This is a genomic window from Algoriphagus terrigena DSM 22685, assembly GCF_000429445.1.
GTDB lineage: Bacteria > Bacteroidota > Bacteroidia > Cytophagales > Cyclobacteriaceae > Algoriphagus > Algoriphagus terrigena.
Genome location: NZ_AUBW01000008.1, coordinates 17521 through 40287 on the forward strand (window position 1 = coordinate 17521; position 22767 = coordinate 40287).

Here is a 22767-nt window from a genome sequence, read left to right on the forward strand (position 1 = left end):
TGTCTACAAATTGTATTCTTTGATCACTTCCCCCGCCACCACTTCTCCGGAGATCAGCGATGGCGGGACCCCGGGACCTGGCACGGTCAGCTGACCGGTGTAAAACAAATTTCTTACCTTTTTGTTTTTTAGACTTGGCTTTAGGACTGCAGTTTGGAGCAGCGTATTGGCCAAGCCGTAGGCATTTCCCTTGAACGCATGATAGTCCGACTTGAAATCAGTGTGCGCATAGGATCTTTTGTAGATCACATGCGGCCGGATTTCCTGTCCGGTGATTTTCTCCAGGCGATCCATGATAATATGGTAATATTTTTCCCGTAGGGTCTCCGAATCTTCCAGATTTGGCGCCAAAGGAATGAGCAAAAACAGGTTCTCCATCCCTTCCGGCGCCACAGTAGGATCAGTGATAGACGGGACACAAGTATAGAAAAGCGGCTTCTCGGGCCATCTCGGGTTTTTGTAGATCGCATCTGCATGCGGACCCAGCGGCTCGTCAAAGAACAGATTGTGGTGCCGAAGGTTTTTCAGCTTTTTGTTTACTCCCAGGTAAAAAAGTAGGCTGGATGGCGCCAGGACGCGCTTATCCCAATAGTCTTCCGAGTAGTTGCTGTATCTTGGATCGAGCAGATGCCGGTCGACGTGGTGGTAGTCTGCTCCCGCGATGACCACATCGGCGTGGATGATTTCGCCGGATGTTAGGCGGATCTGCTTCGCCTCTCCCGATGTCACCTCGATCGCCTCCACCTCTGCCGAACAGCGGATCTCGACTCCTTTTTCTTCGGCTAGGCTGACCATCGCGCGGATGATCTCGTGCATCCCTTTCATAGGATACCAAGTGCCCAGCGCAATATCTGCGTAGTTCATCAGGCTGTAGAGCGCGGGAATATTCTCGGCCGTTTCTCCGAGAAACAGCACAGGAAACTCCATAAGACGGATGATTTTGTTATGAGAAAAGAACTTTCGCAGGTGCTTAGACATGGACTGGAAGACGTCCATTCGGATCATATCGACTAGCAAGCCGGGCGAAGCAAATTCAAGTAATGAACGACTGGGACGATTCACCAGATCATGGATACCTACCTCGTATTTGTACTTGGCCTGCGCAAGAAATCGATCCAACTGCGCTCCAGCACCGGGTTCGATCTGTTCCAGCATTGCTTTGAAATCCCTCAGGTCCGCGGGGATATCCATCACTTCTTTTTCTCCGAAAATCACGGAATAGGAAGGATCCAAACGGATCAGCTCGTAATAGTCGGAGGGTTTTTTCCCAAAATGTGCAAAATACTGCTCAAACACATCCGGCATCCAATACCAGCTTGGACCCATGTCAAAGGTAAATCCGCCCGTCTCGAACTTCCTGGCCCGGCCGCCGGGGGAATCGTTTTTTTCCAACAGTGTAACTGAGCAAGTACCTCGGGCTGCGAGGTGTGTAGCTGCGGAGAGTCCGGCAAAACCAGACCCAATCACCACCACGTGTGTTTGCGGCATGGGATCAGTTGTTATGCATGTAGACCATCAAGCTCTCCTTGAGTAGTTTACGGGCAATATGAATTCGATTTTTCACAGTTCCAATCGGAATCTGGAGCGTATCAGCGATCTCTTGATACTTGAATCCTCGGAAATACATCTCAAAAGGAACTTTGTACCCTTCATCCAACCGCTCGATCGCTGCACGAATATCCGTCAGCGTAAAGCTGCCAAATACCTCATTTTCGATCAGGGCATCGCCTGAATTGAGGTAGTGCAGGTTATCTGTCTTGTCGACAAATGTCCCCCTTCTCACCATCCGCTGGTAATTGGTGAAAAAGGTGTTTTTCATAATAGTATAGAGCCACGCCTTAAGGTTAGTGCCTTCAGCAAACTTGTCCTTGTTGGAGAAAGCCTTGAGGAATGTGTCCTGAAGCAGGTCATTGGCATCGTCCACATCTTTGGTGAGTTTCAAAGCAAAGGGTTTCAGCGAACTTGACGCCTTGTTGAGGGAGTAGCTAAATTCCAGAGTTGTCATAGTGGACTTGTTTTGTTTAACGAAAGTTAGGAAAGATTAAACAAAAAACCAAACCCGGTTTGCAAAAACTTAAATACCAAGGTGGTATAGAAGCTTGATGGGCATGTCAAAAAAGGCGTAAAAACGATCAATAGGGGAGAAATCGAATGAGTTCTTCGGATTATAACCTTAAAAAAATAATTAAAACAGAAGCTTTAATGGCTATACCGAATAGCTGCCGCCCAGAGCAGCGCTGTCGGCAAGGAGCGAAATAGTTGAGAGTAAAAAGTTATTGCCGTTGCCGGAGAGCATCAAAGATACCTCTAATCTTGGCCTCCAGCTGTCATCAAATACCAACGGCGCTTATTTCAGCCAGGATCTTTCGGAAGTCAGCGAAGTCACGCATCACACGGACGTTTTTAGGGAAATGAAGCTCTCTGCCGATCACCTGATAGCCAGACATCAGAATCTGGGCGGCTGGAAACTTCGCGGAAAGTGCGTTAATATAGTCTTGTACGTGTTCTGCTGAGGGCGACGAAGTCACGACAGTCAACAAATAGTCCGGCTGATGAAGGCGATAGACAGAAAGGAGGTCAGCGCTGGGAGTACTCTGACCAAGGTAGACCACACGATGTCCGCTGGCTTTGATCAAGTAGTTCGAAAAGAGCAGCGAAATCTCATGCAGTTCCCCCTCGGGCAGGAAGAGCAGAAAAGTCCTCCCATCGCTTGGTTTTGCCAGTCCATCGATCGCTACTATCAACTTTTGTCTGACCAGATTGGAGATAAAATGCTCTTGAGCCGGCGCGATGGCACCCGTCTGCCAAAGCACTCCAATTCTGGACATGAAGGGATAGATCAATTCAAACATCGTCCGCTCAAATCCATACCTGCGGATCTGAGATGAGATAATCTCCTCAAAGCGATACTCATCCATATTGATCAGACAAAGAGTAAGCGCGTAAATCTGGTCATCCAGCGCCTCCGATTCGTCCGTCACCCGAAGCACCTCGGCGCGGATCTCCTCGGGACGCAGCGCCGCAATCTTACTGATCTTGAAGCCATTTTCATTCAACAGCGCGACGTTCAATATGAGCTTCAGATCCTCATTGTCGTAATAGCGGATATTGGTATCCGTCCGCTTGGGGTTGAGCAAGTGATAGCGTTGCTCCCAAATCCGCAGGGTATGCGCCTTGATGCCGGACAGCTGTTCCAGATTCTTGATCGAATATGTGCTCAATGGTTTTTGTGTTTAAAAATAGTTTTTGGGCCAAAAACAGCCCGAAAGATACAGCTTTACTTCCTCCGGTTCGATGTGCGACTGAAGTGCTTTAATTAAAGCCCGTCAGTGTAGCGAATCAACCAAAATCCGGTTGAAATGTTCAAATCTATTTTTTTGAATTACCCGGGACAAAATTTTTCGCAGATGTAACATGCGCCTTTCACGGATTTTCAGATGAATGAGAGCACTCATTTCGGCTAAACGATGGAAATGTCCCCAGAGTAAGAGTTTCCAACCCAACGTCTTGCGTGGGGAAAAAAACAGACATCACTTTTCCCATGTGCGGACAAGACTGTTCTGTTCCGAACATTTTTTCAGCAGATATCCCGTCAGTTCAGTCCATTTAAGTCTCTTTTTTTTGGCACACTAATTACTACAAATAGGAAAATATTATCCACTGATGAAAAAGTATCAACTGGGAGAATTTGAAGAGGTCGTAATGCTCACTGTGGGAGTCCTGTATGACGAAGCCTATGGCGTATCCATCAAAAAGGAAATCGAAGGCCGCCTGTCTCGGGGTGTCAGCGTCGGCGCCCTGCAAACGGCGCTCAAACGATTGGAAGAAAAAGGCTATCTGAGATCCCGAGAAGGCGAATCCACCGAGGAGCGGGCGGGAAGGCCGAAGAAATATTTCCAAATCACCGCCCTAGGCAAACGGGCGCTGGAGTATTCCAAAACCACCAGAGAGGAACTTTGGAAGGCTATCCCGAATATGGCCTGGGACATCAAATCGTCCGGAATCTGAGAAAGCTGCCTGCAGTGCCTACCTGATCCTGCCCATCACTAAAACATGATAAAACATACTCCTCCCCGTGTCCCTCTCCGCTTCTTTCGCTGGTTTTGCCATCGGGATCTGAGGGATTCTATTGAGGGCGATCTAATGGAGCTGTATGGGGAAAGAGTGCAAGAGATGGGAAAAAGAAAAGCGGATTGGAAGTTTGCAAAGGATGTGTTGCTGCTTTTCCGACCGGGGATTATCAGACAAATGGAAGGATATCAACCTGTAAACAATATCGGTATGTATAAGAGTTATTTTAAAATCGGTTGGAGAAATCTGGTGAAAAACAAAGGCTATTCTGCCATCAACATAGGCGGTCTTGCTGTTGGGCTAACTGCAGCAATCCTTATTGCCTTGTGGGTTCATGATGAATTAACCTTCAACAAGAATTTTGAAAACTATGACAAAATTGCAGAGGTTTTACAAAACCAGACTTTCAACGGGGAGGTAGAAACCTGGTCGAGTCAGGCTAGGCAGATTGCTCCAGAACTCCGAAACCACTATGGAAGTGATTTCAAGCATGTGATCATGAGCTCCTGGAACGGTACCCACAAACTTACATTCAATGAGCAAGATGTAAGGAAATCCGGGAGATATATGGAGCCTGAGGTAACAGAAATGTTGACGCTCAAAATGTTGTCCGGAACCCGTGATGGCCTCAAAGATCCCTCTTCCATTTTACTTTCCGAATCCGCAGCAAAGGCCATTTTTGGTGATTTAGCACCTCTTGGACAAGCCATTCAGATGGATGACAAATTGGAAGTAATGGTGACTGGGGTATATGAAGACTTACCCAGAAACTCAAGTTTTCATGACCTTACGTTTATAGCCCCTTGGGAACTGTATGTATCAAGTGAAAATCTGGAAGAAAGAACAGGCTGGGGTAACAGTTGGTTTCAATCCTTAGCCCAAATTGAAGACAATGCCGACATGGATCAGGTCTCTCTCAAAATCAAAGATGTGAAATTGAATGCTGTGGTGGCCGCGGGTGATGATGATGACCGGTTTAAACCTGAAATTTTCCTCCATCCCATGAGCCGTTGGCATTTATATTCTGATTTTAAAAATGGGGTTTCTGTTGGTGGTGGAATCCAATATGTTTGGTTGTTTGGGTTGGTGGGCGTATTTGTTTTGTTGCTAGCCTGCATCAACTTTATCAACCTCAACACTGCCCGTTCTGAAAAAAGAGCCAAGGAAGTTGGCATCCGAAAGACACTCGGATCGATCAGGATTCAATTGATCAATCAGTTTTTTACAGAATCCATGATGGTGGTGGTCCTGTCATTATTCCTTTCACTTGTCCTTGCCCAACTGGCTTTGCCCTGGTTCAACGAGGTTTCGGGAAAGCAAATTGACCTGTTATGGTCGAATCCGTATTTCTGGATGATTGGTCTTGCGTTTACCATCCTTACCGGAATGATCGCTGGAAGTTTCCCGGCATTTTATATCTCATCATTTCATCCTGCCAGGGTTTTGAAAGGTGCATTTAAAGCAGGTCGTTTTTCGGCAGTTCCTCGGAAGATTCTGGTAGTGGCTCAGTTTACAGTTTCGATCACGCTCATTATTGGTACCTTGATTGTTTTCAAACAAATTCAGTTTACCAAAAACCGCCCCATCGGATACGATAATATTGGAGTGATTTCGGCTCCTATCAGAGCAGATGGCATACGGGATCATTTCGATGCCTTCAGAAATGATCTGCAAAACTCAGGTGCAGTTAAGGAAGTGGCGCTGACAGACTCCCCATTGACAGCAACGAATGTGACAAATGGCGGCTTTACTTGGGAAGGCAAAGATCATGGTATGGCAGAAGAATTTGCTACGCTTCGTGTAACCCATGAATTTGGAGAAATGATTGATTGGCAGATTCTGGATGGTAGGGACTTTTCAAGGGATTTTGCGTCTGACTCGATGGCTTTTATCATCAATGAATCAGCAGCGAAATACCTTGGCATGGAGGATCCCGTCGGCAAATCACTCAAGTGGGGAAATAATGGAGAATATAAAATAATAGGTGTTGTCAAAGATATGATCACACAGTCTCCTTATTCTCCTGTCAAGCAAATGCTTTTCTTTCTCAACTATAAGCGGGTGAATCTGGCGCATGTTAAGATTAATCCGGATGTAAGCGCAACCGAAGCTTTAAGTAAGATTGAAACTGTGTTCAAAAAATATGATCCTTCCAATGCCTTTGAATACTCCTTTGTAGATCAGGATTATGGCAAAAAATTCGACAACGAAAGGCGGATTGCCAAACTGACCTCGGCCTTTGCTGCACTTGCCATGCTGATCAGCTGTCTCGGACTTTTTGGATTGGCATCATTCATCGCAGAACAACGGACAAAAGAAATTGGAATCAGAAAAGTAATGGGGGCTTCTGTAGCCAATTTATGGAGCATGTTGTCCAAAGATTTTGTATTGCTTGTGGTCATCTCAAGTTTGATTTCTATTCCGATCGCTTATCACTATCTGAGTAGCTGGTTGGAAAACTATGAGTATCGAACATCAATTTCATGGTGGATTTTCGCTGTCACAGGTTTTGGCGCAGTATTGATCACATTAATGACTATTAGCTATCAATCCTTAAAAGCTGCCCTAATGAATCCGGTGAGGAGTCTGAGATCAGAATGATATGAAAACCACTCCTCCCCATCTCCCTCTCCGCTTCTTTCGCTGGTTTTGCCTTCTGAATTTGAGGGGTAGTAGCTTCGAAACGGGTAGCTCTTCAATTCAGAGCGGCATCGATTGATTTGTCCCTAACCATATCAGCTTTTTAACATTGTCCTTCACCGCCCGTTTTTGTTCGGGATCGCACAAGTCAACTGACAAAAAGGGCCTATTCTTACCGGAATAGGCCTTGTTTGTTGTGGCACACTTATTCCTACAATTAGATAATATTATTTTGCCGTGAAATCGAGCAAGTTGCTGGCAACACACAATGGGATGATTATCAGTAATACGAAGATTTTCCCGATCCGCCGAAGCGGACGGGACAGTCTATAGAACCGCTGAAAAAATTTACAATGATATGAAAGACTTTCAACTAGGTGAATTTGAAGAGATCGTGATCCTGACCGTCGGGATTCTCAACCAATCAGCCTACAGCGTAGGAATCAAAGACGAGATCGAACTGCGGCTTTCGCGGACAGTCAGCATGGGTGCACTTCACACTGCGCTGAACAGGCTGGAGGAAAAAGGGTACCTAAAATCCCACTCCGGCGAGTCCACCGAAGAGCGGGCAGGCAGACCGAGGCGGTATTTCGAAATCACAGCACTTGGCAAGAAAGCCATGCAACATGCCAAAGACACCCGGGATGAGCTCTGGAGCGCGATTCCAAAAACACTTTGGCAGGCTAATCTAGCAGGTATCTAGTCCATGAAAAAAGAAGCTGCTTCTCCACCGGGCGTCTTCCTCCTCTTCTTCCGCTGGTACTGCCATCCCAGGATGCGGGATTACATCGAAGGCGACCTGATGGAAGTGTATGACAGAAGGGTAAAAGAATCGGGGAAGCGCAAAGCTGACTGGAAGTTTATTCTAGATGTGCTGCTGCTCTTCCGGCCGGGGATTATCAGACCACGAAGACCCTATCAAGATTTAAACACCTATGGTATGTATAAAAGCTATTTTAAAATCGGCTGGAGAAACCTTCTCCGTGACAAAGGTTTCTCGCTGATCAATGTCGGCGGATTGGCTATGGGAATGGCTGTGGCGATGTTGATCGGATTGTGGATCTGGGACGAAGTATCTTTCGACTCCTATTTTGAAGACCACGACCGGCTGGCCAAAGTTATGCTCAATCAGACGGACCAAACCGAGACCTCCACGGACGGAACCATCGCCACGCCATTGGAAGATGCGCTCAGGACGCTTTACCCCGATGACTTTGAAAGATTGTCGCTCATCTCCTGGAATAGTGACCGGGTGGTGATCTTTGAAGACAAGAAGCTATCGGCTCAGGGAAGGTGGGTTCAGCGTGATTTTCCCGAGATGTTCACGCTTACGATGCTAAGCGGCAGCCGACAGGCGCTGAAAGACCCTTCTTCCGTTTTTATTTCCGCCTCGGTCGCCAAGGCGATCTTTGGTGAGGCAGATCCAATAAACCAAGCCATTCGCATAGACAACGAGTTAGACATGACGGTTGCCGGTGTGTTCGAGGATTTCCCAAAGAACACCACCTTCTACTCCACAAACCTGCTTTTGCCTTGGGATAATCAGGCGAATAGAAATAACCGACAGACCAGCTGGAGCAACCACTCTTGTGAGTTGTTTGTTTTGCTAAGCGAAAAAGCGGGCGATGTCACGGCTCTCAGCGAAAAGGTCAAGAACGTTCCTACCCCACACATTACCAAGATCAAGGAGGAGATCCTGCTTCATCCGCTCGATAAGCTCCATCTGTATGACGAGTTTGAAAATGGGAAGGCAGCCGGTGGAAGAATCGAGTTTATCTGGCTATTTGGTACCATCGGAGCCTTCGTCCTGCTGCTGGCCTGCATCAATTTCATGAACCTGTCCACTGCCCGGAGTGAAAAGCGAGCCAAGGAAGTCGGGATTCGTAAGGCAATCGGATCGATTCGCCAGCAGTTGATTACGCAGTTTCTCTGCGAATCGATGGTAGTCGCGTTGCTGGCTTTTGTGCTTTCCCTTTGCGTGACTCGCCTTGCTCTTCCTTTTTTCAACGCCATGGCCGAAAAGCAAATGCAGATACCCTGGAATAGTCCCGAATTCTGGGGGATGCTGTTGGGCTTTGTCCTGATTACCGGAATAGTTTCCGGAAGTTATCCTGCCTTTTATCTCTCTGCCTTCAAACCCATCTCCGTCCTTAAAGGCACCTTTCGAGTCGGCCGTTTTGCCCAGCTTCCACGCAATGTCCTTGTGGTCATTCAGTTTACCGTTTCCATCACGTTGATTATAGCTGCGATCATCGTGTTTCGACAGATTGAGCATGCCAAAAGCAGGGTGTCGGGTTATTCGAGAGAAGGCCTGGTGACAGTCAACATCAATACCCCCGATCTGGACAGGCATTACGAGGTGGTCAAAGATGAATTGCTTCGGGCTGGAGTCGTTGCCCACATGTCAAAATCATCCTATTCTCCCGCACACTTCAGCAGTAATAATGGTCTGGAATGGCCAGGGAAGGATCCTGAGCTCTCTGTAAACTTCAGAAATGTCAACGTCACTCCAGAGTTTGGACAAACGCTCGGATGGGAAATTGTAGACGGGCGCGACTTCCTGGCTGATTCCCACGCTGATTCGGCAGCTGTTATTTTCAATGAGACTGCTATTAAGATCATGGGGTTGCAAAATCCCCTCGGCGAACCAATCACATTCGGAGGAAAGCAGTACACGATCGTGGGTATCACCGAAGATATGGTCACTCAGTCTCCGTATGCGCCCATCGAACCCACGATGTTTTTCACCGATGGATGGAAGGGAGTGATTCTGATGAGGCTAAATGCGGAAGCTTCCACCAGCGAATCGCTCGCGAAAATGGACGCGATATTCACTAAATATAATCCCAACGCGCCATTTCAATACAACTTCGTGGACGACGTGTATGCCCGGAAATACGCCACTGAGGAGAGTATCGGGACATTGGCTGCTTTCTTTGCCGTGCTGGCAATCTTCATTTCATGCCTCGGTTTGTTTGGGCTTGCCTCGTTCGTGGCAGAGCAGCGTACCAAGGAACTGGGTATCCGAAAGGTGCTCGGAGCATCTATACTCAATCTCTGGGGGATGTTGTCCAGAGAATTTGTGCTTTTGGTGGTCATCTCCTGCAGCATCTCCATTCCAATTGCATTTTGGTTCATGGACAACTGGCTCCTGCAGTTTGAATACAAAACGACCATGTCATGGCAGATATTCGCTGCGGTGATCTTTGGAGCAGTGGTGATCACGCTGTTGACGGTGAGCTTCCAGACAGTCAAGGCGGCACTTTCAAATCCAGTCCGTAGCCTGAAATCAGAGTAAGATGCCCCATCCCCCAAAACTCCCCCACCGATTCTTCCGATGGTACTGCCATCCCAGGATGCGTGACTACATCGAAGGCGACCTGATGGAAGTCTATGACAGACGAGTCAAAGAATCCGGAAAACGCAAAGCAGATTGGAAATTCATCCTCGATGTGCTGCTGCTCTTTCGCCCGGGAATTATAAGACCGAGAAAACCTTATCAGAACTTAAACAATTACGGTATGTATAAAAGTTATTTTAAAATCGGCTGGAGAACCCTCCTGAGAAACAAGGAATATGCGGGGATCAATATTGCCGGACTGGCACTCAGCATCACCTGCTGCATCGTGATCTTTGTGCTGGTGAAGCATCATCTGAGCTTTGACGATTTTCATCAAAACAAAGACAGAATCTACCGCGTCGTCACCGAGCAACACCGGGAAACGGTTTCATTTACCAATAATGTCCCTTCACCCTTGGGGGCAGTTTTGAGAGACAATCATACCTATGGGGAAAAGGTCGCGAGGATGTTTCATGAATCTAATGCTGTGATTTCTTTTGAGCGGAATGGGGAAAAGCAGCTGATCAAGGAGCCGGATGGTTTTGCTTTTGCTGAGCCAGCTTTTTTTGAGATTTTCAATTTCCCGCTTTCCAAAGGATCCATCGAAACTTCGCTGACTGAACCCAATACCGCCATTCTCACCGAAAGGCTGGCTGAGAAATATTTTGGCGACCAAAACCCCATCGGTCAGGTGATCACTTATGACAATTTTTTGCCTTTCAGGATTACCGGAGTTTTGGAGGATCTTCCTTCCAATACGGATATCAAGCCGGAGATCTTTGTTTCCTATGTCACGATGAAAGATTTCAATCCCTGGCTGGCCAGTGATGAGGCTTGGGGAGGAATCATGTCCGGGATGTCTTGCTATGTGCTATTTCGACCAGATGTAAGTTCTGCCGAGGTGGAAGAAGCCATGCAGCCTTATGTGAAACAGTTTCGGCCAACCAGTAAAAATGTCCATCACTACAAAATGCAGGCACTGTCAGACATCCATTTCGATGGTAAATATGGTGGGGCAATGGAGAAGTCGGACATCGGAATTCTGATTGCAATTGGGATCTTTTTGTTGCTCACAGCCTGCGTGAACTTTGTCAATTTAGCGACCGCTCAGGCACTCAAACGGTCCAAAGAAGTGGGAGTGAGGAAGGTGTTGGGCAGTTTCCGTGGACAGCTTTTCTGGCAGTTTATCGCTGAAACGGCGATCATAGCGACGATCAGTATCCTGGTGGCAGTGTTGGCGGGATATGCTTTGGTGCCCTATATCAATGACTTCTTCAGCACTCAGATACCTGTCAATTTCCTTGCAGACAGCACTTTGGTCCTGTTTATCTTAGGACTGGATATCTTGATTACGCTTTTGGCAGGTTGTTATCCGGCCTTTATTTTGACTGGGTTCAAACCAGTAGCTGCACTGAAAGGGAAGCTTTCCTTCCAGCAATTGGGCGGCTTCAATACCCGACGTTCTCTGATCGTTACCCAGTTTGCCATCTCCCAGGTATTGGTCATTGGTGTGATTGTGATCATGAATCAGATGCGGTTTGCCAAACAGGCAGATCTTGGTTTTGACAAGTCATCCATTGTGATGGTGAAGCTCGGAGGCGATTCTCTGAACACGATGAATGTGTTGAAAAATGAGTTTTTGCGCCTGCCAGGAATAGAAAAAGTGTCTCTCTGCTATCAAGCTCCGTCCTCTGATGACTCCTGGAACAATTCCATCCGGTTTGGGACGGATCCGGAGGAAGTGAATTTCCTCACCAATATGAAACTGGCAGATGCGGATTACATCTCCACTTTTGATCTCGAACTACTGGCTGGCAGGAATCTCACGCCTTCTGATACCGTTCGTGAAGTCGTCGTCAACGAAGCCATGCTTCAAAGTCTGGGTATCACCTCCTACGAGGAGGCTTTGGGCGAAACGGTCTATGCCAACGGAGGGACAATGAAAGGTCAAGTCGTCGGTGTGGTGCGCAATTTTCACGACAGATCCTTGCACGAGCCGATTTCTGCTGCTTTGATCACCACTGCGAGTGGCATGTATTCCAATTTTGCGATCAAGATCAATGGTAATTCGGTGAAAGCTACTATGGAGGAAATTCAAGCACTTTGGGAAGAACAATATCCCGACAAGATGTTTGAGTATTCCTTTTTAGATGAAGATATCGCCAGGTTTTATGAAGCTGAGGATACTTTACTCAAAGGCATTCAGTTCTTTTCCTTCATCGCCATTTTCATTGGTTGTCTAGGTCTTTATGGATTGATTTCCTTTATGATTTCACAAAAGACCAAGGAGGTTGGCATCCGCAAAGTATTGGGCGGGGGAGTTCCGCACATCATCTGGCTGTTTGGACAGGAGTTTGTGCGCCTGATCCTGATTGCGTTTCTGATTGCAGCGCCAATTGGCTGGTGGTTTATGAGCGGATGGCTGCAGGATTTTGAATTCAAGATCACACTGGACGCATGGACCTTTGTCGTGGCCATAGGCAGTTCTTTGGTGATCGCTGTCTTGACTGTGGGCTATCAGGTACTTCGCGTGGCCTATGTCAATCCTGTACGGAGTTTGAAAACTGAGTAAGTCGCGCCAGATTCGCATTGGACTGGTCAGGCGCTAGCGATCAAGCCTCTCCGGTGGCCGCGCTTTTTGGTCGTTGGATGGCAAGAGCGCCTAAATGTAGCCGGAGATTTCAAGCTAGCTTCTGCAGGCTTGGAATCTCCGGCTCTTTTGTCGGAAAATCGTACGCTAAAACCGCACCTTTTTGGTATCCTCCACCGAGCCTAGCCAGACTCTTCCGCCGTCGAGATCAAGGGCGGATCGGCTGGTGATTGCGAGATACGGTGACGGAAAGTCAAAGGAGAAATTCAGATCTTTTCCCTCCGGCACAGCTCCGAGACGATAGGTAAACTCCCATTCCTTGGTTTGATTTCCGGCAATCTCCGCGAGCCAGTCATTTGTCCAATAGTTCCAAGGATCTGGGCTCTCAATTGCTGTTCGGTCATAGACGTAATCGGGGATTTCAGGATTGTAAAAGGTCAGACCGTTCGTGAAATAGTGAAAAAGTCCCGTGCCCATCTTGTCAGGATCGAGGTGGTAGTAAGAAATGGGATCGAGGTTTTTGAGTCTGAGGGTGGTCTTGATGTCATTTCCATTTTTCTCCGCAGAAACGATCTCGACCGAGAGCCCTCTTCTCAACTTATCGTGACGCTCCAGCACGTCACTGATGCGCGGATCGAGTCGCGGATCAAAAACCCGAATCTGCTGATAGGTAGACCGTTAGAAGACTCCCCGACTGCCCAAGCAATCGATTACCTTTCCTTAAAGAATTTTTTGGGGACGAAAAACAGGCCGAAGGACTCAGCATCGTCTCTTTGGTTAGTTCTGTGATGCGCCTGATGGGCTTTGAAAATCCCCTTTAGAAGGATATTCCGCGGTTTTCCAAACCATTTCAGTCTTCGGTGAACCCACACATCATGCAGGATGAAATACAGCATTCCATACAGGCTGATTCCCACGCCGAGCCAAAAGCGATAATCAAACCCATCCACTCCCAGGAAAATCAAGATCACCGCAACGCTTCCAAAAACAAGGGAAAACAGGTCGTTGAGCTCAAAAAAGGACTTTGAAGGCTGATGATGCGTCTTGTGGATCGCCCAAAGGGGCCCGTGCATCAGGTACTTGTGAATAGCCCAGCCGGCAAGTTCCATCGCGGCAAAACCAAGAAGTAAAAAAGCTATCGCCTTCATCATTATTCAAACAACTCCCATCCGGCAGGTTTTGTTACGTTCCCTAAACCTTCAGCGTGAAATTCAATATCGCAAAAAACAAGATCATTGCCATCAGCATCAAGGCCGCTATGGGATTGGACTTTTCGAAATTCGCTTTGCGATAAATCAGATGGATCAGGAAAGATACCCCAAACCACCCGGCGTAATTTCCCGGAGGGATGATATCAAACTTCCAAACCCAAAACTCCAACGCCACAGCTACCGGCTCCATGATGTAATCCAGCGCCGTCATGGCCAAGGCTCCCAAAAATGCCGCATAGTAGTCGTTGGGGATCTTGCGGAACACAGTTCCTGTGAGGTAGCTGAGGATAAACCAATTGACTCCGATGATAATGGGGATATCCCAAAGCTTTGGCCCCAAAGTCGGTCCATAGACATAGTCTCCATACAGGTAGCCGGTATGGATACCGATCAACTCAGAACCAAATCCGATCCAGAATGCCGCTGCCGCAAAGATGGGAAAGGCGTCGCTCCAGCCCCTATGAAAGAATAGGACGAGAAAAAGGGAAACCAGCAGCTGTGCAGGAACCAGCTTCAAGAATAAATCCCGATACTCAGGCAGACTCAAGCCGATCACCCCTACCAGATAAAATGCGACGACCAGGATCTTGCCGATCAATTCTCTAGAAACGCGGGGCTCTCCACGGGAGGGAACATATTTATGCATAAAACGAATAGCAGTCGAAGTTTCGATTTGGGATGCTTAACTTTGGGCACCCGTTTTTGTTGGCAGCAAAAGTAACCAAAACCGCGCGCTCCGCTTATGATCCTTTACAATATCACCTTCAACGTGTCACCAGACATCGAACAGGACTTTATCTCCTGGATGAAAGAAATCCATATTCCGGAAGTTTTGGGTACAGGTAAATTTCACGAGCACAAGTTTTTCAGACTTCTGCATGACAGCGAAGATGGCTCTTCCAATCTTTGTGTCCAATACTTCGCCGAGAGCATAGAGGACATGATGGCCTATGAGAAGGAGCACGCCGCTGGACTCCGCTCCAAAACTCAAGGGAAATTCGGAGACAAAGCAATCGCTTTCAGAACGCTGTTGGAATCGATCTGAGCCATTCGACGAGCTGCGGAGGCACATCTCTCTCAATCATTTTTTTATTCTTCTACGATTCGAAGTGGGGGTAATCGCCAACTTTAGCGCGACTGCTTTTCTCCCCCACTAAAATGCTTTTTGGAAAGTTAAAACCTGCTGATTTTTAGCTATTTTAGGAGGAAAGCTGGCAACCAAACCCGGTTTTGAAGTCAGGATTGAACTCTCATCTCCGATAACCGATGCCTGTTTACCCCCGTTTGCCAGCCGAACTCTCCCCTTGGATGGATAGGTCTTGGAGCCGAGCTCCATTACGCGACCCGGACCGATCTCGTCCCAACGGCATTCTATTGCTTTTTCCCGCCTACCCGCCTTTTTGAGTCCTAGATCCCATCCACCAACCCAATCCTCCCCATGGAACAAACCTCCAATCCAGAATTAGTCCCGATCAGACAAGCTGATCGAATCCTTTCCCTCGATGTGATGCGTGGGATCGTGCTGTTTGGCATCCTCTTGATGAACATCAACGGATTCGGTCTCGCCCATGCCTACGAAGATCCGACGGTCTCCGGTGGAGCCACCGGCTTGAATCTGTACACCTGGATTATCACCAACATGTTCTTCGAGGGGACGATGAGGGCCCTGTTCTCGCTGCTTTTTGGTGTTGGCATGTTCATTTTTCTAGACCGCTTGGTCGAGAAGGGCGCTGGTATCAAGGCCGCCGACGTGTATTTCCGCCGAATCACCTGGCTGCTGGTATTTGGCTTGATCCATGGCTATCTCCTTCTTTGGGTTGGCGAGATCTTGTATCAGTATGCGTTGATGGGATTCTTGGTTTATTCGTTTCGACTGATGGCTCCCAAGAAATTGATCGCGATCGCGCTGGTGCTTTTCATGATAGGCACTGCGTGGAATTATTACGATTACAGGGATGCCAAGAAATGGATGGGGGAGGTAGAAGCGGCAAAAGTTGATCTGGCGGCAGGTAAAGAGCTGACCAAAGAATTAGAAAAAGCAAAAGAGGCCTGGGATAAAAGGGAGGAAAGGCGCGCTCCCGAAGCGATCGAGGAGGAAAATGCGGAAATGCGAAAGGGTTACTTTTCAGTCGTCGCACACCTCGCTCCCGTAAACTATGATTTTGACGTCAACTGGCCGTATCGAAACGACGTGTGGGATGTGCTGAGTATGATGCTGATCGGCATCGCGCTCTTCAAGCGGGGGGTCTTGACTGGAGAAAAGCCCACGTCCTTTTATTTGCTGATGGCGGGAATCGGCTATCCTATCGGGATTGCGATCAACTACTATGAACTGCGGCTGGTCCTGGATGACAACTTCTCGCTGCTCTCCTTCGCGGAATCCAACGTCAGCTATTACTGGGGGAGGTTCTTTGTCGCGATGGGCCATATCGGCCTTATTATGCTGTTCTGCAAGTCCCGGTTTTTTGGTTGGCTAAAAGCCGGACTCGCTGCCGTCGGAAAGATGGCCTTAACCAATTACATGATGCATTCAGTGATCTGTATGGTGGTATTCACCGGAGTGGGTTTTGGTCTTTTTGGCGAGCTACAGCGCTATCAGTTGCTGTATGTGGTATTTTCGATCTGGATCTTCCAATTCATCGCCAGTCCGATCTGGCTCCGGTATTTTCACTACGGGCCGATGGAGTGGATCTGGAGAAATCTGAGCTATCGCAAAGTTCACGCGCTGAGAAAAGGCGGCCCGCAGCCGGAATAGATCTGAGCTTTCAAAGAATGTCTCTCGTCTAGCGGCATCAGAAAACATCCGATCCCAGCGATTTTGTATTATCCCAATTTCCATTCGAAGGATCAACTGAAAAATGAGCTCAGGTATCTATAAATCAGTATTTTGAGCAAAAAATTCATTTGGATCGATCCCCGTATTATCCAATTATTCTATCTAGATTCCGATACCAAATATTCCAGTACCGCATACTCTGCCACCTATTTTTAGCATACCAGCGCCAAGTCTTACACTCTCAATTACTCATTGGTCTTCTAGTGAGGTCGATCGCGAATCAGTCCCTGAAATGAAGCTAGCGAGCTTCTGACGGGGAATTGTCCTTTGTGGCAATTGTCTTAACAAGCATTACCGTCCACGTACATGACACAGGAGCGGGCTATTGCTGCTTTTAAACTTTCCCTCGAGTCCCATTCCCTTTTCTCACCAACAATCCAACCAATTCTATGAAAAAGCCCATTTATGTTCTACTGATGGCCTTGGCCCTGACGGCCTGCCAACAAACTCAAAGATACACTCAACAATCACCGGAGATCGACGCGGTTAAAGCGCTATTTGCAGCCTATGAGTCTGGCGAACTGGAATCGCAGCGCTCTTTCTATGCTGAAAACGCCGAAATCTTCTATAATGCTCCCGAATCCAAGCCTGCGACATTCGACGAGATACTTTCCAAGCAGACGATGGAAATCGCCGATTTTTCTGAGTATTCCATCGAGTTTGACGACGATGGGATCGAGATGGTCGTCACCGACAAGGGTGAAACCTGGGTGAACGTCTGGGGAGAATGGCAGGGAACTATGAAAGCCACTGGGCAAAAATTCGTGGTCCCAATGCATGAGACCTTCCAGTTTGTGGACGGGAAAATCGTCAAGGATTTTGGCTATTGGGACAATTCGGAGATCATGGCAGCTTTTATGGAGCTTGAAGCAGCGGAGATGGCACCGGCAGACTCGATTCCTCAGTAGCGACTCGACGCTTCCTGAACTTAGGCACTAAATCGCCATGATCAAGAAACTATTCCTAATCGTCATCGCTTCGATCCTTACCCTCGGATTGGGCTTGTGCTTATACATCCTGATGATGTGGGACAAGCAATACGACATTCCCTATCCGGATCTAAAGACAAGCACTGATTCGACCGTCATCGCGCGCGGCAAGTACCTCGTCCACGGCCCTGCCCACTGCTCCAACTGCCACGTGTCGAGTATTCCGGATATGATTGCAGCGGACGCGGGAGAGCCGGTTCCGCTCAAGGGTGGTGCTCCCTTCCATTTAGGGCCGTTGGCTGTCCTCTATGTCCCCAATCTGACTCCTGACCCGACCACCGGAATCGGCAGATATTCTGACGGGCAAGTCTTTCGGATGATGCGACACGCTGTGAGACCGAGCGGGATTGCTTCGATATCGCTTTTGATGCCATTTTGGAATATGGCAGACGAGGACTTGGTAGCTGTGGTCTCTTATTTGAGAAGTATGGAACCGATTGAAAACGAGATCAACCCGGCAGAATGGTCTTTTTTAGGCAAGGCCATCCGCGTGTTCGTGTCTTCGTTTCAGCCCATTCAAAATCCGACTCCACCGAAATCCGCTCCTCCAATGCTTCCCACGATCGAACGGGGCGAATACCTCGCGCGGTCGGTTGCCAATTGCGTCGGCTGCCATACCCAACGCGATCCGATGACATTTGAGGCCACTGGCCCCGAGTATGCCGGTGGCATGGAGTTCGAACCCGATCCCGAGTTCAACAAATCAATCGGAGAAGATCCCGAGATCTGGCTACGAACTCCAAATCTCACCCCAGACCCCGGAAGCGCACTCTCGAAATTCAAAACTTTGGAGGAATGGAAAGCGCGCTTTCGACAAGGCCGACAGATTAAGGTTTCTCCCATGCATTGGGGACCTTTTTCGAGACTTTCGGATGAGGACTTGGAAGCTTTGTATCTGTATCTACACAGTCTGTCCCCAGTCAAAAAAGATAACAATCCTTTGATGTTCAAGCCAAGCGAGTGATTGAATGATTCAAGTCGAGCGGGGAGATCATGGATTCATGGTCTCCCTTTTTTATTTCTCCGGATCATTGTTTTAGATTTTCCCTTTTCTCTTCGAAAAGTTGCTTCGGGTAGTTCGCTTTCGATTTATAGGGGGATTTACCGGTTTGGCTGTAGTTTTTACCTCGATTCCAAAAAATGCTTCCAAGTCCTTTTTTTGGGGCCGTTCATTTTCTTACCTTATCAGAAAGAATTATTTTTCTATAGATTAGAATTCCATCGCCCAAAAACCGCCAGTTCTTAGGCAATCACGTTCCATTAACCCCCTTGACATGACCGACTTCAAAAATTTCAAAGTTCCCTTTGATCTTGCGCCCGAATATTCCAAATCGGTAGCCTATTTCTCGATGGAATTTGCCATCCACCAGCCCCTGAAAATCTACAGCGGCGGCCTGGGGTTTCTATCCGGATCCCACTTGCGCAGCGCCTATGAGCTCAAACAAAACCTGATCGGCATTGGTATCCTATGGGAATACGGGTACTACGATCAAGGCAGAAATCAGGACCAAACCTTAAAACCCGAGTGGTATGAAAAAACCTACAGCTTCTTAGAAGACACGGGCATCAAGTTTCAGGTCCCGGTACACAATCAGCCCGTCTGGGTCAAAGTTTGGTATCTTCCGCCAGACACTTTCAAGAGTGCGCCGCTGTTTCTCCTGAGCACCGACGTTCCGGAAAATGATTACATCAGCCAGACGATCACACACCGGCTCTACGACGCCGATACCGCTGCCAAGATCGCCCAAATGATGATCTTGGGGATTGGCGGGACGATGCTTGTCGATCAGTTGAATTTCAACCCGGAAGTCTATCATCTAAATGAAGCTCATGCCGGAAGTGGCATTTTCTACCTGATGAAAAAATTCGGAAGCAAGGAAGAGGTTAAAAAGCATCTCGTCTTCACTACTCATACCCCGGAAGAAGCAGGCAATGAAAAGCATGACTACTATCTTCTGGACAAAATGAGCTTTTTCTATGGCCATTCCATCTCTGAAGTGCAGAAACTAACGGGAATGGATGGTTCCGTTTTCAACCACAGTTTGTCGGCTCTACGATTTGCCCGAGAAGCTAACGGCGTGAGCAAACTGCACGGAGAGGTCAGTCGCAAGATGTGGGGTGGCTATCCTGACATTCCTGAAATCCAGTCCATCACCAACGCCCAAAACTGGAAATATTGGTCGGATAAGCAGCTCTATCGCTTCATGGAAGAGGCAAACAACGACGCCTTTGACGATCGAAAACGCTTCCTGAAGAAACGAGCCTTTGAAATAGTCGCCGACCAGACTGGTAAACTACTCGATCCAGATGTGCTGACGATTGTGTGGGCAAGAAGATTTGCGGCGTATAAGCGTCCCGATCTGATCGCGCAGGATTTGACAAGATTTCAACAATTGATGGACAACACGGAGCATCCTGTGCAAATCATCTGGGCCGGAAAACCGTACCCGATGGACTACGGTGCGATCAGCGTCTTCAATTCCTTGGTCCACCTGAGCAAGCGGTTTAAGAATGTGGCTGTCTGTGTGGATTATGAACTGGCCCTGAGCAAGCGGCTCAAGCAGGCCTCAGACGTCTGGCTCAACAATCCCCGGGTACCCAGGGAAGCATCCGGCACCAGCGGCATGACTGCTTCCATGAACGGATCGGTCAACTTCAGTACCGATGACGGCTGGATTTGCGAGTTTGCGAAGCATGGTGAAAACTCCTTCATCGTACCTCAGGCAGACTATCATACCCTAAGCATTCAGGATCAGGACAGTCAGGATCTGGATCATCTCTATGAAATCCTGAAAAACGAAATCCTGCCGACCTATTATGGTAACAAGCGCAAGTGGAGAGACATCGTCCAAGCTGGCATGCACGACGTGCGCCAGGAATTCGAAAGCAACCGCATGGCAGATGAGTACTACCAAAAACTCTACAAATAGATTGTCAAAAGCCCGCTTCTGCGGGCTTTTGCTTTTAGTTGGAAAAGACCCGCATCTGCTCTTTGGCACCCTCCGAGTCAAACAAAAGCAGCGTCTTCTGGAGTTCGAAATGAAACAGGCCCACAAAAATCTCTCTGTAGTGTCTCCCTTCGAATGTAATGGCTGATCCCTCACTCTCCATCGTCAGCTTTCCCTCTTCTGCCATCTCCCAATCAAATTCAGTCTCCTCTATCAGGTTGAAATAGACGCCCTTTCCGCTTTCATGGAAAAAATACCAAGGGATTTCTTCTCCCGGACTTCTAAAAATACACCAGAGATTCGCGCAGAGGATCTCCTTCGTCAATGGAGATCCCTCTCGGCTGATGAGATAAAACAATTCTTTTTGGTGTTTTTCCATAGGGATAAAAATTTAGGTTCCTTTAATCTTATAGACCTTCCCGTCAGCCTTGGTCATGAGGTAAAGCTGTCCGCTCTTGTCCTGTCCAAATTTAAGATCGACTCTATTATTCCCGCAGAGTTCTTTCAGATCCATCTCCTTGCCCTGATAGCGAACTTTCCACGACTCGACTTTGATATTCTGATGATCCGTCAGATCCGCGATCATCAACCTACCTGAAGGTACGTCTCCGAAGAGTAATTTTCCTTTATGTGTGCCTTTTTGAACGAAATATCCAGCGATAATCGCCGCAATCTCGTCATGATCCAGCTGAAGGAAGGGGTAGGTAACACCAAGCTTGGCGTCGTCTGCAGGCAAGGCAAATACCTGGTCCATATCCTTGTAAGGATCGATCACAAAGGTTCCCTCCCGGTTTGGCCATCCGTAAAATTTGCCAGATTCGATGAGGTTAAGTTCCTCCACATTCTTGTGTCCGATGTCTGAGGCCAAAAGCCTCCCCTGAAGATCCCACAAAATCCTGTTGGGATTTCGGAAGCCATAGGCAAAGACTTCCTGGGCTTTTCCAGCCTGACCCACAAAGGGATTGTCCGATGGGATCCCATACTTCCCGTTTTTGCTGTTGCGGCCAGCAGGGTCGATCCGAAGGATGCTGCTCCAGATGTCCCGCCCCTGATGATCGCAAATGTAGGCGAAGCCGCTTTCGGCAGACCCGCCGTCTCCGATGCCAATGTAGAGCATGCTGTAGTCTGGATCTCCTTTCTTCGCATTCGGATTAAATGTGACTTCCTGCATGCCGTGAATCTGGGTCACAAAGTTGATCCGGAGCAGTTCGCGGCTTGTGCCTTCAAACTTCCCGGCCATTGGATCATTGGCTTTCCACTCAGTAAGAACCCATTGGAGAAAGACTTTTACCGAATCCGGATAGGCGTAGTCCGCCGGAGCGGCATTTCCCTTTTCGCTATGGCCCGTGTAGAAAATCCCATTTTCCGCAAACTCCGGATGGAAGGCATAGCTGCCCAACCCCGTAGCCAAACCCGGTTTGAAGAGGATATTTGGCATCAAATCACGAATCGGCAGATACTCGTGGTACTTATTGCCCTTAAACTCATACAGGACACCCCGCTGATCGTTAAGAAACGTGCGACCGGTGGCCGGTTCTGATTCCAGCTTGGTGATCTTGGCAAGTGGGGGGACGGTGTCGGATGGAGGAATCTGCATCACAAATTCCAAATCAAGCCGGATGCCCGAATCGGAGACGGAATCTACGATGGGATTTGCCAGGCCGGCCAGCGAAGTGGTATCCGGCAATGTCGTGTAGGTATGAAGGTAGCTGAGGATGGCGTCCAAATCGTCTTCTTTCAGCTGGGGAAATCCCGGCATGTAGATCTTGAATTTTGCAAATAGCGCGGCGCCCCGCTCGTCACCCCCGTCAATGACTTCAATTGGGTGCTTCACAAACTCGCTAATCCAACGGGAGTCCACGGAGCGGGTCAGTCCGCTGAGGTTCGGGCCAATGGTGGTCTGTAGGAAATTGTGGCAAGACGAGCAGTTTTGCTCAAATAGCTGCTTGCCCTTGGCGATCTGTTCGGTGTCGGTGGAGATTTCAGATCCAAATTCGCTTTTTTCGGAATTGCAAGAGAAAATTAAAAGGCTGGTGGCCAATACAAGAAACAGGGCGTTTTTCATCGCTACTAATTTGGGATTTTCCACCTGTTAGAAAAACCACAAAACAAATTCTTTCGGGCTTTTTTGCCTTCCGTGCG

At 48.1% G+C, this 22767-nt stretch carries 18 protein-coding genes; 10 read left to right on the forward strand and 8 right to left on the reverse strand.

All coding sequences use genetic code 11. The annotated features are described in order from the left end of the window. Window positions 1–3: 3 nt before the first annotated feature. The 3 genes from G459_RS0108400 to G459_RS0108410 form a co-directional block, all read right to left on the reverse strand. Window positions 4–1488: a phytoene desaturase family protein gene (locus G459_RS0108400; protein ID WP_026967250.1), complete on the reverse strand. Its 1485-nt coding sequence runs from the start codon at window positions 1486–1488 to the stop codon at window positions 4–6. A gap of 4 nt (window positions 1489–1492) precedes the next feature. Next, window positions 1493–2005: an RNA polymerase sigma factor gene (locus G459_RS0108405; protein ID WP_026967251.1), complete on the reverse strand. Its 513-nt coding sequence runs from the start codon at window positions 2003–2005 to the stop codon at window positions 1493–1495. A 325-nt stretch (window positions 2006–2330) separates the two neighbouring features. Next, window positions 2331–3221, reverse strand: a complete 891-nt coding sequence (locus G459_RS0108410) for a MerR family transcriptional regulator (RefSeq protein ID WP_026967252.1) — start codon at window positions 3219–3221, stop codon at window positions 2331–2333. Window positions 3222–3663: 442 nt separating this feature from the next. Here G459_RS0108410 and G459_RS0108415 point away from each other — a divergent pair, with 442 nt between their 5' ends. From G459_RS0108415 to G459_RS0108435, 5 genes are all read left to right on the forward strand, one after another. Next, on the forward strand, window positions 3664–4008 hold the full coding sequence (locus G459_RS0108415) for a PadR family transcriptional regulator (RefSeq protein ID WP_026967253.1): 345 nt from the start codon (window positions 3664–3666) through the stop codon (window positions 4006–4008). Between the two features lie 45 nt (window positions 4009–4053). Next, entirely contained in the window at window positions 4054–6672 is a 2619-nt protein-coding gene (locus G459_RS0108420; RefSeq protein WP_245588146.1) for an ABC transporter permease, read from the forward strand. Window positions 6673–7069: 397 nt separating this feature from the next. Beyond that, window positions 7070–7414 (forward strand): PadR family transcriptional regulator, encoded by a 345-nt coding sequence (locus G459_RS27095; RefSeq protein ID WP_035455466.1) that lies wholly within the window; start codon window positions 7070–7072, stop codon window positions 7412–7414. 3 nt (window positions 7415–7417) lie between these two features. Then, on the forward strand, window positions 7418–10009 hold the full coding sequence (locus G459_RS0108430) for an ABC transporter permease (RefSeq protein ID WP_245588147.1): 2592 nt from the start codon (window positions 7418–7420) through the stop codon (window positions 10007–10009). 1 nt (window position 10010) lies between these two features. Further along, window positions 10011–12623, forward strand: coding sequence for an ABC transporter permease (locus G459_RS0108435; protein ID WP_084454428.1), 2613 nt, complete (start codon window positions 10011–10013; stop codon window positions 12621–12623). A 165-nt stretch (window positions 12624–12788) separates the two neighbouring features. On the opposite strand, the gene G459_RS0108440 is transcribed toward G459_RS0108435, so the two are convergent. The 3 genes from G459_RS0108440 to G459_RS0108450 all read right to left on the reverse strand — a co-directional run bounded on the left by G459_RS0108440 (window position 12789) and on the right by G459_RS0108450 (window position 14498). Beyond that, window positions 12789–13259, reverse strand: coding sequence for a hypothetical protein (locus G459_RS0108440; protein WP_026967257.1), 471 nt, complete (start codon window positions 13257–13259; stop codon window positions 12789–12791). 92 nt (window positions 13260–13351) lie between these two features. Next, a complete protein-coding gene (locus G459_RS0108445) occupies window positions 13352–13792 on the reverse strand; it encodes a sterol desaturase family protein (RefSeq protein ID WP_026967258.1) in 441 nt (146 codons plus the stop codon). A gap of 40 nt (window positions 13793–13832) precedes the next feature. Further along, window positions 13833–14498: a carotenoid biosynthesis protein gene (locus G459_RS0108450; RefSeq protein ID WP_026967259.1), complete on the reverse strand. Its 666-nt coding sequence runs from the start codon at window positions 14496–14498 to the stop codon at window positions 13833–13835. 96 nt (window positions 14499–14594) lie between these two features. Between G459_RS0108450 and G459_RS0108455 the strand changes: the two genes are divergently transcribed. The 5 genes from G459_RS0108455 to glgP all read left to right on the forward strand — a co-directional run bounded on the left by G459_RS0108455 (window position 14595) and on the right by glgP (window position 20607). Then, window positions 14595–14897, forward strand: a complete 303-nt coding sequence (locus G459_RS0108455; protein WP_026967260.1) for a DUF4286 family protein — start codon at window positions 14595–14597, stop codon at window positions 14895–14897. A gap of 393 nt (window positions 14898–15290) precedes the next feature. Beyond that, entirely contained in the window at window positions 15291–16607 is a 1317-nt protein-coding gene (locus G459_RS0108465; RefSeq protein ID WP_026967262.1) for a DUF418 domain-containing protein, read from the forward strand. A 470-nt stretch (window positions 16608–17077) separates the two neighbouring features. After that, window positions 17078–17596, forward strand: coding sequence for a nuclear transport factor 2 family protein (locus G459_RS0108470; RefSeq protein ID WP_026967263.1), 519 nt, complete (start codon window positions 17078–17080; stop codon window positions 17594–17596). Between the two features lie 37 nt (window positions 17597–17633). Beyond that, entirely contained in the window at window positions 17634–18641 is a 1008-nt protein-coding gene (locus G459_RS0108475; protein WP_026967264.1) for a c-type cytochrome, read from the forward strand. A gap of 310 nt (window positions 18642–18951) precedes the next feature. Next, window positions 18952–20607 (forward strand): alpha-glucan family phosphorylase, encoded by a 1656-nt coding sequence (gene glgP / locus G459_RS0108480; RefSeq protein WP_026967265.1) that lies wholly within the window; start codon window positions 18952–18954, stop codon window positions 20605–20607. A gap of 34 nt (window positions 20608–20641) precedes the next feature. Here the strand turns inward: glgP and G459_RS0108485 are convergent, their stop codons facing one another. Together G459_RS0108485 and G459_RS0108490 are read right to left on the reverse strand one after the other, a co-directional pair. After that, the gene (locus G459_RS0108485) at window positions 20642–21004 is read right to left on the reverse strand and encodes a hypothetical protein (protein WP_026967266.1); all 363 of its coding nucleotides are present in this window, start codon (window positions 21002–21004) and stop codon (window positions 20642–20644) included. Between the two features lie 12 nt (window positions 21005–21016). Continuing rightward, window positions 21017–22690, reverse strand: a complete 1674-nt coding sequence (locus tag G459_RS0108490; RefSeq protein ID WP_026967267.1) for a PQQ-dependent sugar dehydrogenase — start codon at window positions 22688–22690, stop codon at window positions 21017–21019. Window positions 22691–22767 lie beyond the last annotated feature (77 nt).

Coding starts and splice junctions, on each gene's coding strand:
- G459_RS0108400 (WP_026967250.1), bottom strand. CDS start 1,488: ATGCCGCAAACACACGTGGTGGTGATTGGGTCTGGTTTTGCCGGACTC.
- G459_RS0108405 (WP_026967251.1), bottom strand. CDS start 2,005: ATGACAACTCTGGAATTTAGCTACTCCCTCAACAAGGCGTCAAGTTCG.
- G459_RS0108415 (WP_026967253.1), top strand. CDS start 3,664: ATGAAAAAGTATCAACTGGGAGAATTTGAAGAGGTCGTAATGCTCACT.
- G459_RS0108420 (WP_245588146.1), top strand. CDS start 4,054: ATGATAAAACATACTCCTCCCCGTGTCCCTCTCCGCTTCTTTCGCTGG.
- G459_RS27095 (WP_035455466.1), top strand. CDS start 7,070: ATGAAAGACTTTCAACTAGGTGAATTTGAAGAGATCGTGATCCTGACC.
- G459_RS0108430 (WP_245588147.1), top strand. CDS start 7,418: ATGAAAAAAGAAGCTGCTTCTCCACCGGGCGTCTTCCTCCTCTTCTTC.
- G459_RS0108435 (WP_084454428.1), top strand. CDS start 10,011: ATGCCCCATCCCCCAAAACTCCCCCACCGATTCTTCCGATGGTACTGC.
- G459_RS0108445 (WP_026967258.1), bottom strand. CDS start 13,792: ATGATGAAGGCGATAGCTTTTTTACTTCTTGGTTTTGCCGCGATGGAA.
- G459_RS0108450 (WP_026967259.1), bottom strand. CDS start 14,498: ATGCATAAATATGTTCCCTCCCGTGGAGAGCCCCGCGTTTCTAGAGAA.
- G459_RS0108455 (WP_026967260.1), top strand. CDS start 14,595: ATGATCCTTTACAATATCACCTTCAACGTGTCACCAGACATCGAACAG.
- G459_RS0108465 (WP_026967262.1), top strand. CDS start 15,291: ATGGAACAAACCTCCAATCCAGAATTAGTCCCGATCAGACAAGCTGAT.
- G459_RS0108470 (WP_026967263.1), top strand. CDS start 17,078: ATGAAAAAGCCCATTTATGTTCTACTGATGGCCTTGGCCCTGACGGCC.
- G459_RS0108475 (WP_026967264.1), top strand. CDS start 17,634: ATGATCAAGAAACTATTCCTAATCGTCATCGCTTCGATCCTTACCCTC.
- glgP (WP_026967265.1), top strand. CDS start 18,952: ATGACCGACTTCAAAAATTTCAAAGTTCCCTTTGATCTTGCGCCCGAA.
- G459_RS0108485 (WP_026967266.1), bottom strand. CDS start 21,004: ATGGAAAAACACCAAAAAGAATTGTTTTATCTCATCAGCCGAGAGGGA.
- G459_RS0108490 (WP_026967267.1), bottom strand. CDS start 22,690: ATGAAAAACGCCCTGTTTCTTGTATTGGCCACCAGCCTTTTAATTTTC.